Source organism: Calditrichota bacterium (assembly GCA_020637445.1).
Lineage (GTDB): Bacteria > Electryoneota > RPQS01 > RPQS01 > RPQS01 > JABWCQ01.
The window spans coordinates 1,172,723-1,187,398 of the sequence record JACJVZ010000001.1 but is presented as its reverse complement, the minus strand read 5'-3'; the positions used below and the strand labels follow the sequence as shown (position 1 = coordinate 1,187,398).

General features: G+C 54.3%; 17 protein-coding genes. 16 read left to right on the top strand and 1 reads right to left on the bottom strand.

Annotated features, from left to right (window positions below):
- Window positions 1–14 precede the first annotated feature (14 nt).
- The 15 genes from H6507_05035 (at window position 15) to lexA (ending at window position 12,875) form a co-directional block, all read left to right on the top strand.
- The gene (locus tag H6507_05035; protein MCB9368454.1) at window positions 15–764 is read left to right on the top strand and encodes a YebC/PmpR family DNA-binding transcriptional regulator; all 750 of its coding nucleotides are present in this window, start codon (window positions 15–17) and stop codon (window positions 762–764) included.
- On the top strand, window positions 764–1,279 hold the full coding sequence (gene ruvC / locus H6507_05030) for a crossover junction endodeoxyribonuclease RuvC (GenBank protein ID MCB9368453.1): 516 nt from the start codon (window positions 764–766) through the stop codon (window positions 1,277–1,279). Before H6507_05035 ends, ruvC begins: the two co-directional genes overlap by 1 nt.
- Complete coding sequence (gene ruvA, locus H6507_05025; protein MCB9368452.1) at window positions 1,276–1,860, top strand: Holliday junction branch migration protein RuvA; 585 nt, start codon at window positions 1,276–1,278, stop codon at window positions 1,858–1,860. The genes ruvC and ruvA overlap by 4 nt, the downstream gene beginning before the upstream one ends.
- Complete coding sequence (gene ruvB / locus H6507_05020) at window positions 1,861–2,877, top strand: Holliday junction branch migration DNA helicase RuvB (protein ID MCB9368451.1); 1,017 nt, start codon at window positions 1,861–1,863, stop codon at window positions 2,875–2,877.
- 48 nt (window positions 2,878–2,925) lie between these two features.
- A complete protein-coding gene (gene queA / locus H6507_05015; protein ID MCB9368450.1) occupies window positions 2,926–4,002 on the top strand; it encodes a tRNA preQ1(34) S-adenosylmethionine ribosyltransferase-isomerase QueA in 1,077 nt (358 codons plus the stop codon).
- Window positions 3,984–4,694 carry a 2-C-methyl-D-erythritol 4-phosphate cytidylyltransferase gene (gene ispD, locus H6507_05010; GenBank protein MCB9368449.1) on the top strand — a complete coding sequence of 237 codons (711 nt, stop codon included), beginning with the start codon at window positions 3,984–3,986 and terminating at the stop codon, window positions 4,692–4,694. Before queA ends, ispD begins: the two co-directional genes overlap by 19 nt.
- Before the next feature lie 60 nt (window positions 4,695–4,754).
- Window positions 4,755–5,246, top strand: a complete 492-nt coding sequence (locus H6507_05005; protein ID MCB9368448.1) for a 2-C-methyl-D-erythritol 2,4-cyclodiphosphate synthase — start codon at window positions 4,755–4,757, stop codon at window positions 5,244–5,246.
- Window positions 5,239–6,699 (top strand): glutamate--tRNA ligase, encoded by a 1,461-nt coding sequence (locus tag H6507_05000; GenBank protein MCB9368447.1) that lies wholly within the window; start codon window positions 5,239–5,241, stop codon window positions 6,697–6,699. Before H6507_05005 ends, H6507_05000 begins: the two co-directional genes overlap by 8 nt.
- A 1-nt stretch (window position 6,700) precedes the next feature.
- Window positions 6,701–7,738, top strand: coding sequence for a D-alanine--D-alanine ligase (locus H6507_04995; GenBank protein ID MCB9368446.1), 1,038 nt, complete (start codon window positions 6,701–6,703; stop codon window positions 7,736–7,738).
- A 7-nt stretch (window positions 7,739–7,745) separates the two neighbouring features.
- On the top strand, window positions 7,746–8,891 hold the full coding sequence (gene ribD, locus H6507_04990) for a bifunctional diaminohydroxyphosphoribosylaminopyrimidine deaminase/5-amino-6-(5-phosphoribosylamino)uracil reductase RibD (GenBank protein MCB9368445.1): 1,146 nt from the start codon (window positions 7,746–7,748) through the stop codon (window positions 8,889–8,891).
- A complete protein-coding gene (locus tag H6507_04985; protein ID MCB9368444.1) occupies window positions 8,872–9,492 on the top strand; it encodes a riboflavin synthase in 621 nt (206 codons plus the stop codon). The genes ribD and H6507_04985 overlap by 20 nt, the downstream gene beginning before the upstream one ends.
- On the top strand, window positions 9,489–10,721 hold the full coding sequence (gene ribA, locus H6507_04980) for a GTP cyclohydrolase II (GenBank protein ID MCB9368443.1): 1,233 nt from the start codon (window positions 9,489–9,491) through the stop codon (window positions 10,719–10,721). Before H6507_04985 ends, ribA begins: the two co-directional genes overlap by 4 nt.
- A gap of 31 nt (window positions 10,722–10,752) precedes the next feature.
- On the top strand, window positions 10,753–11,715 hold the full coding sequence (locus tag H6507_04975) for a WD40 repeat domain-containing protein (GenBank protein ID MCB9368442.1): 963 nt from the start codon (window positions 10,753–10,755) through the stop codon (window positions 11,713–11,715).
- Between the two features lie 3 nt (window positions 11,716–11,718).
- A complete protein-coding gene (locus H6507_04970) occupies window positions 11,719–12,165 on the top strand; it encodes a D-tyrosyl-tRNA(Tyr) deacylase (protein ID MCB9368441.1) in 447 nt (148 codons plus the stop codon).
- Between the two features lie 83 nt (window positions 12,166–12,248).
- Window positions 12,249–12,875, top strand: coding sequence for a transcriptional repressor LexA (gene lexA / locus H6507_04965; GenBank protein MCB9368440.1), 627 nt, complete (start codon window positions 12,249–12,251; stop codon window positions 12,873–12,875).
- Between the two features lie 106 nt (window positions 12,876–12,981).
- On the opposite strand, the gene H6507_04960 is transcribed toward lexA, so the two are convergent.
- A complete protein-coding gene (locus H6507_04960; protein ID MCB9368439.1) occupies window positions 12,982–13,836 on the bottom strand; it encodes a DUF4835 family protein in 855 nt (284 codons plus the stop codon).
- On the opposite strand from H6507_04960, the gene H6507_04955 reads away from it, so the two are divergent.
- A complete protein-coding gene (locus H6507_04955; GenBank protein ID MCB9368438.1) occupies window positions 13,817–14,674 on the top strand; it encodes a hypothetical protein in 858 nt (285 codons plus the stop codon). The genes H6507_04960 and H6507_04955 overlap by 20 nt on opposite strands.
- Window positions 14,675–14,676: the final 2 nt, after the last annotated feature.

Genomic DNA, 14,676 nt, shown 5'->3' with positions numbered 1-14,676 from the left:
TAGCAACATAGAGCATGTCCGGTCATAGTAAATGGGCGACCATCCGTCGCAAAAAAGAAAAGATTGACGCCGCGCGCGGCAAAGTGTTTACCAAGCTCATTCGCGAAATCCAAATCGCTTCCCGAATGGGCGGATCTGATCCCAATAGCAACCCCAGATTGCGCACCGCTGTTGACGCCGCTAAGGCCGCCAACATGCCCGCCGCAAATCTTGAGAAAGCTATTAAGAAGGGCGCGGGCGAACTCGACGGACAGGTGCTCGAAGAGATCGTTTACGAAGGATACGGACCTGCCGGTGTCGCGATACTCATCGAATGCGCAACCGACAACCGCAACCGCACAGTCGGCGAAATCCGCGCTATCTTCAACAAGCGCGGCGGATCCATGGCCGAAGCCGGTGCAGTGTCTTGGATGTTTGAACGGCTTGGTTACCTGACCCTTGACAAGAGTCAGGGCGAAGAAGAAGAAGTGATGATGCTTGCGCTCGAAGCAGGTGCCACTGATGTGAAGGACGGCGGCGAAATTTGGGAAGTCTATTGCGCAACCGGCGATCTTTATGTGGTCAAAGGTGCGCTCGAAGCAGCCGGTAAAACCGTCGACTCCGCCGAACTGTCCTACATTCCGAACAACACCGTCAAGGTTGAAGCGGCCGATTCCGCTAAGTCTGTCTTGACCATCATCGAGTTGCTGGAAGAAATTGACGATGCGCAAAACGTCTATTCCAACTACGAAATGGACGACGCGTTGATTGAAAGTTTGGCCTGATGTCACTGGCCGGCCCCGTGGAAATCATTATCGGCATCGATCCGGGATTGACCTGCACGGGCTGGGGTGTGATCAAGAAACAGGGCGCAAAACTGCTCTACATAGAGAGCGGCCGACTGCGCACAAAGCCCTCCGATCCAATGGCGGAGCGCTTGGCCTATCTGTTTGACCATCTGACTGCGATTTGTGAAAAATACTCTGTTACTCGAGGCGCTGTTGAAGCGGGCTACGTCGGAACAGGCGCAATGTCTGCCTTGAAACTCGGACAAGCACGAGCCTGCGCAGTCTTAGCGATTCAGCAGGCCACGCAGCAAGTCATGGACGTCGCCCCCCGCGAAGTGAAGATGGCGGTCACGGGCAGCGGCGCGAGTTCCAAACAACAAGTCAGCTACATGGTAGGGCAGATGCTCGGCATCGAGTTTGACCGCGGCGAAGAAGATATTTCTGACGCACTCGCCATTGCAATTACGGCTACGTCGATTCGCAATCCGAAATTGTTGGCCGTCCGCGCATGATTGACTCCGTTCGCGGTCGCATTGCGGCGAAATCTCCTGCCGAAGTCGTTGTCGATGTTCACGGACTGTCGTTGTCGGCGAGAATCTCTTTGACCACGTATGACAAGTTGCCTTCTGTTGGAAACGAAGCGCAGATTTTTACAAGACTCTTTGTGCGAGAAGAGCAATTCGATCTGTTTGGATTTTCGTCGCGAGACGAACGCTGGGTCTTTGACGAATTGATTTCCATCAGCGGAGTCGGTCCGAAGCTCGCATTGACGATGTTGTCCGGTATGCCCGCTACCGACGTGCGGGAAGCCATTGCTGCCGGTGATTCTGCCAGGCTGAAAGCTGTCCGCGGCATCGGAGCGAAAATCGCCGATCGGATCGTGCTCGAACTTGGCAAGAAATTCGCCGGAGCATCCGTCGAGTGGCCCGTGTCCACCTCCACAACCGGATCGTCGGCGGTGATTCAGGCAAGACAAGCCTTGCAAGCGCTCGGTCTGTCGCCTGCCGAGATCGAAAAAAGCCTCGATGCTGCGCGCGCGCAGAACATAGACGACGTCGAACTGATTATCAAATTTGCTTTGCGCAAGAACTAAATGCCGCGCTTAATCGAACCCGTTTTGCAGGAAGACGAACAAGTTGTTGAGCTAAGTCTTCGGCCCAACACCTTCAACGAGTTTGTCGGTCAGCAGCGTGTCAAAGAGCAGCTTTCGATTTTCTTGAAAGCGGCGCGCGATCGCGGCGAAGCCCTTGACCACTGTCTGTTCTATGGCCCGCCCGGTTTGGGCAAAACTACGCTGTCGCACCTGATTGCAAAGGAAATGGGTACACAGGTGCGAGTGACTACGGGCCCCGTGCTTGAACGCCCCGCAGATCTTGCTGGACTGCTGACAAATTTGCAGCACGGTGATATTCTCTTCGTCGACGAAATTCACCGGCTGAGTTCGAGCATCGAAGAATATCTCTATCCGGCCATGGAAGATTTCCGGCTGGATATTCTGATTGACAAAGGCGCCGCCGCGCGTACTCTGCAACTGAACTTGAATAAGTTCACCTTGGTCGGCGCCACGACTCGCGCGGGATTGTTGTCATCACCGTTGCGTTCGCGATTCGGTGTCACATTGAGACTCGACTACTATTCACCCGAAGAGTTAGTCGAAATTCTCCGTAGGACGGCCAGACTTCTGAACACGAATTGCACCGAAGACGGCTTGCGCGAAATTGCATCGAGATCGCGCGGCACTCCCCGAGTCGCCAACCGTCTTTTGCGTAGAGTGCGCGACGTTGCGCAAGTCAAAGGTGCAGACATCGTCACTCCCGAACTCGCGCACGAAGCGTTGAGACTCTTAGAGATCGACGACTTCGGACTTGATGATCTCGACAAACGCTTGATGCTTGCTCTCTTGGAAAAATTCCGAGGCGGTCCCGTAGGTTTGGGGACTCTTGCAGTCACCGTAGGAGAAGATGAAGGCACGCTCGAAGAACTCTGCGAGCCTTATCTGATTCGCCAAGGATTTTTGGAAAGGACGTCGCGCGGACGTCAGGCTACTATTCGCGCATTTGAACATTTCGGAGTGCGGCGCAGTGCCGCCGACCAAACTCGTCTTCTGTAATCCAACACGCTGCCTCCGCACGTGCAACCAGTGAACTAAGGACAATCAATGCCCGTTACTTCCGCAGTCTATGAACCCCGGGGTGTGCAGACGATTCCTCGTCTTTCGGATTTTAAGTATAACTTGCCGGAAAAACTGATCGCTCAGTCTCCGCTCGAGCGCCGCGACATGTCGCGCATGCTCGTTGTAGACCGCGAGACGAAAGACATTCGCGACGAAATGTTCTCGGATATCGGCAACTATATGACCAAAGGCGACGTCGTCGTTGTCAACTCCACGCGCGTGTTTCCCGCGCGTCTGTTCGGCTACAAGGAAAAGACGGAAGCCGAAATCGAAGTCTTCCTGCTCCGCAAACTCACTGAAGAGTTGTGGGAAGTCTTGGTCAAGCCCGCGCGCAAAGTCCGCACCGGCAACAACATCATCATCGGGGACGAAATCGTCTGCGAAGTCATCGACAACACCACCAGCGGTGGCCGCGTCGTGCGCTTCCATTACGAAGGCGACTTCGCCGAACTGGTAGAGAAATACGGCAAACCGCCGCTGCCGCCCTACATCCGCCGCGAGCCGACGCCAGACGACAAGGACCGCTATCAAACGATCTTCGCCGACGAATCCGGTGCCGTCGCCGCTCCGACCGCGGGCCTGCACTTCACGAAAGAAATGGTCACAAAGCTGAAGCGCAAAGGCGTCGAGTTCGTGCCCATCTGCCTGCACGTCGGACTTGGTACTTTTCGTCCCGTGCAAGTCGAAGACCTCTCGCGGCATCGCATGGACTCGGAGTACTACGACGTGACTCAGAGTGCGGTGGACAGCATCAACGGCGCGATCGAGCGCGGCAATCGAATCTTCGCGATCGGAACGTCGGTCACGAGAACTCTTGAAACAGTCGCCAACTTCAGCGGCGGCATCAAACCGCAAGCCGGCTGGACGGACAAGTTCATCTATCCGCCGTACCACTTCAAAGTCGTCGACCGCCTGCTGACGAATTTCCATCTCCCGGGGTCCACGCTACTCATGCTCGTGTCCGCGTTCAGCGACCGCGAGTTCATTATGAAGGCCTATCGCCACGCCGTCAAAGAGAAGTACCGCTTCTATAGCTACGGCGATTGCATGTTGATCGTTTGAGTTACGCGCTGCTCATTCCCGCCGCGGGCAGGGGAGAGCGGCTCGGCGCGCCCGTCTCAAAGGCGCTCGTTCTTCTAAATGAAAAACCGTTGGTCTGGTGGGCGCTGAATGCGTTCGTTGATGACGCGCGGTTGAAGAATATTGTCGTCGCCACGTCCCCGGATGACCGCAACGACTTCGCAGAGAGTCTTGCGACTCATCCGCTGTCAGACGTGATTCACCTTACCATTGGCGGTGAGACACGGCAAGACTCCGTCGGCAAAGCACTTGAGTGTGTGGATGAAAACATCGACAAAATTCTCGTCCACGACGCCGCCCGCCCGCTGCTTACGCGCATAGTGATTGACAACGTCCTTTCCGCTCTCGAAAATTCCGTGGCCGCTGTTCCCGGTATCCCCGTCACGGATACGATCAAGATTGCCGACAAATCTATGACCGTGGTCGAAACTCCGCCTCGCGAAAAACTCTTCGCGGTCCAAACTCCGCAGGGAGTTCGAGCAAAAGAGTTCCGCAAGGCTCACCTGCTCGCTCGCGAACGAATTGTCCAATGCACTGACGACGTCGCCTTGATCGAGACTTTCTCTCTCGGGACCGTAAAAATCGTTCCCGGCGATCCTCGCAACTTGAAAATTACTCATCCCCATGAATTGCCGCGCGCTGAAGCCATTCTGCGCGGTGAACTACTTCCCTGAACCATGACGACTCGGGTTTGCGGCTCTGCGCCGTAAGCCCGTTTTTATCTGATTATTCCTATGGCCGCAACTTTTAGAGTTGGTATTGGAGTGGACGCGCATCGCTTTGTCGATGGCCGCCCGCTGATTCTCGGAGGCATTCAGATTCCTTTCGCAAAAGGTCTTGAAGCCCACTCCGACGGCGATGTGCTCGCGCACGCAATTCTCGATGCGCTGCTTGGTGCCGCGGCCGCCGGTGACAAAGGAAAGCTCTTTCCTCCCAGCGATCCGGCATTCAAAGATGCCAATTCCATGGATTTGCTTCACGAGGCAATGATGCTCGTGAGCCGTCGCGGTTACGAAATTGGAAATGTCGACGTCAGTGTTATGTGCGAAGAGCCCAAGCTCGGACCCTATCACGAAGAAATGTGCGATGCCGTCGCAACGGCCTTGGGGATTGCCATTGGTCAAGTATCCATCAAAGGAACAACGCTCGAACAAATGGGCTTCACAGGACGCAAAGAAGGCATCGCTGCGATGGCGACGGTACTACTAATCAAACGAGATGACTAAAGAAGTTCGCACGCGGTACGCTCCCAGTCCGACGGGCTATTTGCACGTCGGCGGTTTGCGCACTGCTCTTTATAATTACCTTTTCGCGCGCAAAATGGGCGGCAAGATTCTCCTGCGCGTTGAGGACACGGATCGCACGCGCTTAGTTGAAGGCGCGGTCGAGAATTTTCTCGAAGTATTCGACTGGCTTGGAATTTCCTTTGACGAAAGCCCGAAGGTCGGCGGCCCGCATGCGCCGTATGTGCAGTCAGAGCGTTTGAGTCTTTACAACGATGCAATCAAAGTCCTCGCCGAGCGTGGACATGCCTATCCGTGTTTCTGCTCTGCCGAGCGACTCGATCAAGTCCGCGCGGAGCAGCAAGCGAACAGCAAGCCGCCGATGTACGACCGTCACTGCCGAAACTTGTCCAAAGTAGAGTCCGCCGCGCGCATCGCCTCAGGTGAATCGCACGTCTGGCGCATGGCCGTTCCTGATGGAAAGACAGTCGAAATCCACGACGTGATTCGCGGCGACGTGAGCTTTGAGTCGTCCACGATTGACGATCAAGTCTTGATGAAGAGCGACGGTTTTCCAACCTATCACTTGGCCAATGTCGTCGATGATCACGATATGCGCATTTCGCATGTGATTCGCGGCGAAGAGTGGCTTCCGTCGACTCCCAAGCACGTACTGCTTTACAATTTCTTCGGCTGGGACGTGCCCCAATTCGCGCATCTCCCCCTACTGTTGAATCCCGACCGTTCCAAGATGTCCAAACGCTCCGGCGATGTGGCGGTCGAAGCCTACCGCGAAAAGGGAATTCTTCCTGAAGCGTTGCTGAATTTCGTGGCATTGCTTGGTTGGCATCCGCAGGACGAACGCGAGTTCTTTTCGCTCGAAGAGTTGATCCAAGAGTTCTCTCTTGAGCGCGTAAACAAAGCCGGTGCGGTCTTCGACCAAACGAAGCTCAAGTGGATGAACACCGAGTATCTGGCGAAGATGGGCGGCGATGCCGTCTGGGACGGCGTCGCGCCGCTTTTGCCCGGAGAGCTGCTCGAGGAAGCCGCTCCTCGTGTCAAGTATGCCGTCGAGTCGCTGCGTCCCGGCGCCGAATCGTTTGCTGACCTTGCGACCAAAGTTGTTGAGGCGTTTGCTGCGGCTGACGAGTTTGCAAGTCCCTTTGATGAAAACATGCTGAATTTTATCGCCGACGTGTCTGACGGTTTGGCCGCGCTTCCCGCGGGGAATTGGAACGATTTCGAGTCGCTGATCAAAGAGTTTAAGTCTATCGCGAACTCTTCAGGCGCGAAATTCGGTTTGAAAGGCAAAGGCATCTGGATGACTTTGCGTCAGGCGCTCACTGGTCGCGAGCACGGACCGGAGCTTGGCCGTTTGGTCGGAATGTGGGGGCGGGAAGGTACTTTGAACCGCTTACATTTGGCTGTCGCAACTAAACTCTCTCAAGATTCTTAAGATGCGCGTACTTGTCTTGTGCGGAGGCGCGACCTCCGAGCGTATTGTGTCTCTCGCGTCGGGTGATGCCGTCGCAGGGTGGGTAGCTGGGCTTGGCCATGACGTCCTTAAGTACGATCCTGAGCACGTCGGCAAGGTATACCCGAGCACGCACAAAATGGCGCCCGAGGCCATCGGTCTTGATGCGCCGGCATTTGAGTCGTCCGGTGACTTTCACCCACACGTCGTCCGCGGATTGCTGGATACTATTGAGCGTGAGAAGATCGACCTCGTTTTTCCGATCTTGCACGGCGGCTACGGCGAAGACGGAACGCTGCAAAGCCTGCTCGAATGGGTGGGGATATCTTACACCGGTTCCGGTCCCCTTGCAAGTGCCGTCGCAATGCACAAAGCCACAGCAAAGTCCTTGATGCTGCAGGCAGGCATTCCGCTCGCGCAAGGGTTTGAAATTCCCGTCAGTGAACTCCGTTCACCTGAAATAGTCGAATCGCTCATCGAATCTTCACTTGGCTTTCCGGTGGTCGTAAAACCGATGAACGGAGGTTCTACGATTGGACTTTCAATTGTTCGTTCGAGCAGCGAACTTCCTGCGGCGCTAAACCAAATCATTTCGCAAAATGACGGAGCGTTGGTCGAACAATATTTCAAAGGCCGCGAAATTGCCGCGACGGTCGTCAACGGTGTTGCGCTGCCCTTAGTCGAGATTCGTCCCAAAGACGGCTTCTACGACTATTCCAACAAATATACCTCAGGCCGAACCGAGTATGTTTGCCCGGCGGAACTTCCATTGGACATTGCCGAAGCCATACGGGAATGCGCGGAAGATGTATTTGTGGCGGTGGGTGCGCGCGGATTTGCACGCGTGGACTTCCTCGTCAGCGAAGAAATGTTCATTTGCCTCGAGCTTAACTCGCTTCCCGGAATGACCACGACTTCCTTGGTACCAAAGGCCGCGCGCGCTTACGGTTGGTCACCAGAACAATTGATCGAGAAAATTATCGAGACGGCTTGGTCTCCTGTCAAATCGGTGATCGCGTGAGGGAGTGGTGAGCGATAGACCGGTGTCTGAAAAGCGTGTGAAACTTTCTGAAGACGAGCGCTTCATGCGCATGGCTCTGAGGGAAGCGGAAAAGGGCGCGGGATTTGTCAGTCCGAATCCGCTCGTTGGTGCGATTGCGGTCAAAAACGGCAAAGTACTTGCCAAAGCCTATCACCGCAAATTCGGCGACTTGCATGCGGAAACCGCACTCCTGAAAAAACTCACCGAAGACGAAGCCCGGGGTGCTACCGTATACGTCAATCTCGAACCGTGCTGCCATGTCGGCAAAACGGCTCCCTGCACGACAGCATTGATGAATGCGGGCGTCAAGAAAGTCGTCATTGCTCATCAAGATCCCAATCCACTGGTTAACGGCAATGGCATGACGATCCTTTCCGATTCAGGTATCGAAGTGCGGGTTGGAGTTTGCGAAGCCGAAGCAAGGCGGCTCAATGCACCGTTTCTGACATTTATGACGAAGGGGAGACCGTGGATACTCTTGAAGATCGCGCAGAGTCTTGACGGCAGGATTGCACTTGCAAACGGGGAATCACGATGGATTACCGGCCAGGCGTCGCGCACCGAAGTACACAGACTGCGCACGAAACTTGACGCACTCTTGGTTGGTGTCCAAACTGTTTTGGACGATGATCCGCTCTTGAACGTGCGGCACGTAAAAGGGCGGGATCCGGTTCGAGTTATCGCCGACTCGAGGCTGCGAATTCCGGAAAGTTCGCACATCTTGTCGCACAAGGATCAATCGAAGACCTGGATTCTCACCACGGACGGCGTGGACGAACAAAAGGTCGCGAGACTCAAACAGCTTGGAGTGGTCGTGATTTTCTGCAGGCAGGCTCCCGATGGCCGCGTCGATATGAAGCATGCTATGCGCGAAATCGCCCGCCGGGATGTAACGTCTGTTCTGGTGGAAGGTGGCGGCACCGTCCATGCTTCGCTGTTGACTGACGGACTTTGGGATGAACTGATTGTCGCCGTCGCCCCAATGCTTATCGGAGCCGACGGTCGTCCCAGCGTGGGAGAGCTTGGATTGGAGACGCTGCAAAAAGCTCCGCGTCTGACTACTCATCGTCAAGAGATGTTTGACGAAGATCATTGGTACTATTTGGAGAGAGATGTTCACGGGCATTGTTGAAGCCGTCGGCAAAGTTGCTGAGTTCTCCGACGGCGATATGTTTCGCAAAATTCGCATCGTTGGTCCTAAATGGATCGACGAGTTGCCGCTGGGTGCAAGTCTGGCCTTGAACGGCTGCTGCACCACGTCGATTGCATCGGACAAACAGGGATTCACCTGCGAACTGATGCGGATTACGTTGGAAAAGACCTCGCTCGGAAAACTTGAAATCGACAGCGAGGTAAATCTCGAACGACCGCTGAAATTTGGCGCTGAACTTGGCGGACACCTCGTGCAAGGGCATGTAGACGGCCAAGGCAAGGTCAAGTCGATTCGTCAAGACGGCGACAATCGAGTCTATGAATTCGAATTGCCGCCTGAACTAATGAAATATGTCGTGCACACCGGCTCGATTTCCGTGGACGGAGTTTCGCTCACGGCTGCCGAAGTGCGCACAACAAGTGTTGTCATCGGAATCATTCCGCACACGTATCAAAATACCGTGTTCCACAACTATCAAGTCGGCGATCTCGTCAATATTGAGGTCGATATGGTGGGGAAGTACATTGAGAAGTTGTTGCCCGATAAACTGCGAGTCGCGGAAGCACGAGGCATAGTATGAGCGAAAATAATTTGAACGGCAACCGCGCCTTTCTCGATTCGTTCGAAGATGGACTGCGCGACATAGCAAATGGAAAAATGGTCATCGTCGTCGACGATGAAGACCGTGAAAATGAAGGCGATCTGGTTCAAGCCAGCGTCTTCATCACTCCGGAATCCGTGAATTTCATGGCCGCGCACGGCCGCGGAATGATCTGCGCGTGCTTGACCGATGAACGGTGTCGCGCGTTGAATCTGCGACAGCAGGTTGCCGAAAACACGGCGAAGCTCGGTACGGCTTTCACCGAATCGGTCGATTATTTGTATGGTACGACGACGGGGATTTCCGCTTTTGACCGGGCCAAAACCATCCACGCTTTGATCGATCCGTCGACCAAACCTTCCGATCTGGGCCGTCCCGGACACATTCATCCTCTTCGTGCGCATCCCGGCGGCGTGCTTGCACGTCCCGGCCAAACTGAAGCAACCGTGGATTTGGCGCGCTTGGCCGGACTTATTCCGTCCGGCGTGCTCTGTGAAGTGATGGGCGACGACGGCAAAATGCTGCGCGGCAATGAGTTGCGAGCCTATGCCGATAAACACGGACTGAAGATTATTTCGGTCGAGCAAATCGCCATACATCGTGCCCAAAATGAGATATTTATGGAAGAGCGCGTGCGTGTGCCGTTTCCGAACAAGTTCGGCCGTTTCACCCTTGCGCATTTTGTGGATTCAATCAAAGGCGACGATCATTTGGCGATCATCAAGGAACCGCTCGATCTCACCAAACCCGTCTTGGTTCGGGCCCATTCCGAGTGCTTAACAGGAGATGTATTTGGCAGTGGGAGATGTGACTGCGGTGCCCAACTTGAAGCCGCATTGCGCCGAATGGAGGATGAAGGATCGGGTGTTCTGGTCTATCTGCGGCAAGAAGGCCGTGGTATCGGATTAGCCGCAAAACTGCAAGCATATAAATTGCAAGACAACGGCTTGGACACCGTCGAAGCGAATTTGAAGCTCGGGTTTAAGGCTGACTTGAGAGGCTACGCGGCTTGCGCGCAAATCCTCAAACTGCTCGGTGTAAAACAGGTTCGCTTGATTACCAACAATCCGGCGAAACTGGATGATTTGAGAAAGTACGGCATGGAGATTGTCGAGCGTGTTCCCGCGCTCAGTGAACCAACTAATGCGAATCGAAAATATCTTGCGGCCAAGCGCGACAAACTTGGCCATCTGATCGAATTGAAGTAGGGAGGGGTTCCTGCTGAGAAATCACTGGAAATTGTGCTGGCTGCTGGTCGGACTTTTGTTCGTCGCATGCCGCGAAAAAGGAGATGGCTGTAACAGTTGTGGCCAACTTACGCCACCGTTTCTCGTCGTGGGAAGTGCGGTGCACGGTGAGTTGGCTTTTTTTGATCTGCGGGACCTCCACCTCATTCAAAAAGAATCTTTGCTCGGTTGGGCGACCGCGTGTGAACTTGTACCCTCCGGGAACGGACTGCTGGTTGCCGACAATGAATCGGGAGCACTCCTGCTCTACGGCCTGAGCGAGTTCGGGCTGCTGACGCACGTCTCGATTGCGGGCACTCCCACCGACTTGCGCGTCGCGCGTTCGTCCGCGACAGGTCATCTCATTACCAACAACTCTCGGTACTACCGTTTTCCGCTCTCAACTTTCGATCCCGATACGATGTTCACGGGAGAAAATCCGCGCAGGATTCGTATGCGGCCGATTGGTGACCAGTCCGCGTGGATTGCCTGCCGCGGAGACAGTACGGTTCGCGCAATCAAAGAACAGGGCTTCTTTGAAGAAATGAGCATCTCGTTTCCGTCACCCTGCACGGACGTCGCTTTCTCACCTGACGGTCTCCTTGCATATTGTGCCGTTCCCGGCAATGACGCGATTTATGTCCTCGATGCGGGCACAGGTATCTTTGTTGACTCTTTGAATTTCAACAGCACAATTGTTGACTTGTGTATGTCTCAGCAAGGACATTACCTGCTCGCGGTCGATTCGGCGGATGGAGATGCTAAGCTGTTCGACTTGGAGCATGGTATCGACGAATCTATGAATTTCGGCGACAGCGCAATCCGACCCGGTTTCTCAGTTTCATCACATGCGTTCTTTGTCATTTGTCCGGCGGAAAGCCGCGTTTTGAGACTCGATCCGTTCGTCTCGCCTCCGCGTGTTACGGATACGCTTGATGTCGATCCGATTCCTCAATGCCTGTCGTTCTTGGAGTAGTCTGTGAAGATCGTTTTGCAGCGCGTTACCGAAGCAAGAGTCGAAATCGATGGTGAGGTCGTAGGCAGGATTAATCATGGCCTGCTGATCCTTTTGGGTATCGCTCAAAACGACACTCCGTCCGAGATTGAATGGGGAGTGGCCAAAGTGCGCGATCTGCGCATCTTCTCGGACAGCGAGGGCAAATTCAATTTAAGTCTCGATGAGGTTAGCGGCGACGCTTTGGTCGTCAGTCAGTTTACTCTTCTAGGTGATGCCCAAAAGGGGAGGAGACCGAGTTTCGTTTCAGCCGCTCCCCCGGAAGTTGCCATCCCGCTTTACGAGTTGTTTGTGAGAAAGCTAAGGGAAAAAGGAACTGAAGTCCAAACTGGCCTGTTCGGAGCCAAAATGGCTGTCCACTTGGTCAATGACGGGCCGGTAACGATCATTCTCGAAAAGTCCGCAAAGTGATTAATTCCCTGATTGCCCTATAGCACTTGACTCATGAACAAATGTTTTGTATATTTGTTCAATTCCAAGTCAAGGGTATTATAATGGGAATGCAACTTACAGAAAAACAGCAGCGCGCACTGGAGTTTATCCAGTCGGAAATTGTCGACCGTGGACGCCCGCCCACGCTCAGAGAAATCGGCGGCGAAATCGGAGTCTCGTCCACAAACGGAGTCCGCTATGTGCTGGATGCACTGGTTCGCAAGGGCTACCTCGAACGTAGTCCAATGCTCTCCCGCGGAATCGAGCTGACGGACCGCTCCATTAAGCCCAGCCTTAAGTCAGGGGTCCGAGATGTCCCGATCTTAGGCCGAATTGCTGCTGGTATTCCCATCACGGCAACGGAAAACCACGAAGGCCGGGTTACGGTCGACCGTTCCATTGCCCCTACAGATGACACGTTTGCCCTCCGAGTTCGTGGTGAATCCATGATTGAAGCGGGTATTCACGAAGGTGACGTTATCTTCGCCCGTCCGCAGCGTACTGCTGATTCCGGCGATATTGTCGTGGCCATGATCGGCGAAGAAGCCACCGTGAAGTACTACAAACCGGTCGGAAGCCGAATTCTGCTCGAACCTGCCAATAGCCGCTTCAAACCAATTATCGTTGAGACCGGGACTCCCGGCTTCCAAATACTTGGGAAAGTGGTCGGCCTTATGAGGAAATTCTGACCAGTTCCGAACCTCCCCAAAATGCAGAATCCGGCTCGAAGAGCCGGATTCTGTTTAAGATAGGGTCGGTTTGGCTTGACAAACCGAAGCGGTTTCTCTATATTCCCTAAGGCGTTTTCTGTTCGTTGAATATCTCGTCGTAGTCAGCCTTGTGAGACGGGTCCATCCGCCGCAGGGCTTCGATGCCGCGGTCATAGCCGCAGTTCTTCAAGGCCATCGCCAGCGTCTGGTGTTCCGTGTCCAAAAGTTCGTTGCGTTTGTCGATTGGCAGCAATTCCAGCTTCAGCAGCGCATAGTGCAGATAGGCCTTCGAATCCTCATACTGACGTTCTTCGTCAAAGTAGATCCCCGTGTGATAGAAGAACTCAAATTCCCGGTACAACTTGTTGTTGTCGCTGGTTAGTTCGTTAAGTAAGTCCTTGCGCTTGTCCCAGCCATAAAAGTAGATCGACGACGTGCTCGACAATTGCACTTGCTTCGCTCTGTCGAAGTAAGGATTCCCGCCAAACTTCTCATACTTATCCTCTTCGTTCGCAATCACTATCCACAAATAGAACTCGATGATACTGAAAAAGGGATCGTAGTTCTGTTGTCCGGGTTGATACGGCGTGCGCATACCAAACTCAAGCCGCTTGTCGTCGTAGCGAGCGTCCCGCTTGTTTGTGACAATCAAGTTCGCCTTGAATTTGTCTTCCTGCGGATTTGGAGTATATTCCGTAAAATAGATGCTGATCTGAACCGGCAGGTCGTACTGGCCGGCGTCACGATTCCAAGGTTGCCGCGCTTCCTCGATATACCTTGTTAAGATCGAGTCCAAACCCTGAAGTTTTGCCTGTGCTTCTTCCGGAAGCCGCTGCAGGTCCACGGTAACTTCGGGATACAGCAATTGCCCGTGCACCGGACGAATCGTCGCGCCAAGCAGCAACAATGCGGCGGTCCATATGAAAAAAGTGTGCTTCATGCCGAAGAGTATACGGATTGGCAGGCGGATTGTCAAGGCTGAGGCGTCCATTGCGCTCCTTATGCTGCTTTACGTGTTTTCGGACGGATTTGCCGCCTTTGAAGCGCTTGCACCTGATCCCGTTTCTGCGGGAATGGGTCGCGCCGGTTTGCTGGTTGCACGATCAGGTGGTTTCTTGGCAAATCCGGCTCTCCCTGTCAGTCGTTCTTTTGGACTTTGGTGGGACCGTCCATATGGCTTAGCGGAGTTGACAAACAAACAAGCCGTGGTCAGTCTGCCCTACAACGATTTCTCATTTGGTGCGGGCTACGCACAGAGCGGAGACGAAGCATACTCCGAGTCCCGTTCCACGGTTTCCGCCGGCTACACGGTATCGCCGAACATTCGCGCTGGCCTGTCGCTCGCGTGGTACCGTTTAGCGATCAACGAATTTCCAAACGGAAGCTCAGGTGTCGCCAACCTCGGCGTCATCGGTCAGGTCAGCCCGGATGTCCGCGTCGGCGCCGTCTGGAATAATATCCTGGGAGCGGGCCTGAGCAACTACGAAGATGACCTGCCGCAGTCGCTGGCCGCAGCCATTCTCTTTCAAGCCGACGAACGAACATTGGCAACGCTTGATCTGGAGCAGCAGTCCGGCTGGCCCACTGAAGTGCGTATCGGTGTCGCGACTCAAATCCTGAAGCCGCTTACGATTCGCGCCGGATCGAGATTCAATCCTTCCGAGTATTCGGCAGGTTTTACTTTGAAGTACCAGGCCGTGCAAATTCACTACGCGCTGCTCTGGCACAGAGATCTCGGTGCGACTCACACGGCGGGGCTTGGCGTTTTGATTCCCTGATC

What these genes read in the sequence shown, in the direction of transcription:
- H6507_05035 (MCB9368454.1), top strand. Translation starts at nt 15, where the DNA reads ATGTCCGGTCATAGTAAATGGGCGACCATCCGTCGCAAAAAAGAAAAG.
- ruvC (MCB9368453.1), top strand. Translation starts at nt 764, where the DNA reads ATGTCACTGGCCGGCCCCGTGGAAATCATTATCGGCATCGATCCGGGA.
- ruvA (MCB9368452.1), top strand. Translation starts at nt 1,276, where the DNA reads ATGATTGACTCCGTTCGCGGTCGCATTGCGGCGAAATCTCCTGCCGAA.
- ruvB (MCB9368451.1), top strand. Translation starts at nt 1,861, where the DNA reads ATGCCGCGCTTAATCGAACCCGTTTTGCAGGAAGACGAACAAGTTGTT.
- queA (MCB9368450.1), top strand. Translation starts at nt 2,926, where the DNA reads ATGCCCGTTACTTCCGCAGTCTATGAACCCCGGGGTGTGCAGACGATT.
- H6507_05005 (MCB9368448.1), top strand. Translation starts at nt 4,755, where the DNA reads ATGGCCGCAACTTTTAGAGTTGGTATTGGAGTGGACGCGCATCGCTTT.
- H6507_05000 (MCB9368447.1), top strand. Translation starts at nt 5,239, where the DNA reads ATGACTAAAGAAGTTCGCACGCGGTACGCTCCCAGTCCGACGGGCTAT.
- H6507_04995 (MCB9368446.1), top strand. Translation starts at nt 6,701, where the DNA reads ATGCGCGTACTTGTCTTGTGCGGAGGCGCGACCTCCGAGCGTATTGTG.
- H6507_04985 (MCB9368444.1), top strand. Translation starts at nt 8,872, where the DNA reads ATGTTCACGGGCATTGTTGAAGCCGTCGGCAAAGTTGCTGAGTTCTCC.
- ribA (MCB9368443.1), top strand. Translation starts at nt 9,489, where the DNA reads ATGAGCGAAAATAATTTGAACGGCAACCGCGCCTTTCTCGATTCGTTC.
- lexA (MCB9368440.1), top strand. Translation starts at nt 12,249, where the DNA reads ATGGGAATGCAACTTACAGAAAAACAGCAGCGCGCACTGGAGTTTATC.
- H6507_04955 (MCB9368438.1), top strand. Translation starts at nt 13,817, where the DNA reads ATGAAAAAAGTGTGCTTCATGCCGAAGAGTATACGGATTGGCAGGCGG.
- H6507_04960 (MCB9368439.1), bottom strand. Translation starts at nt 13,836, where the DNA reads ATGAAGCACACTTTTTTCATATGGACCGCCGCATTGTTGCTGCTTGGC.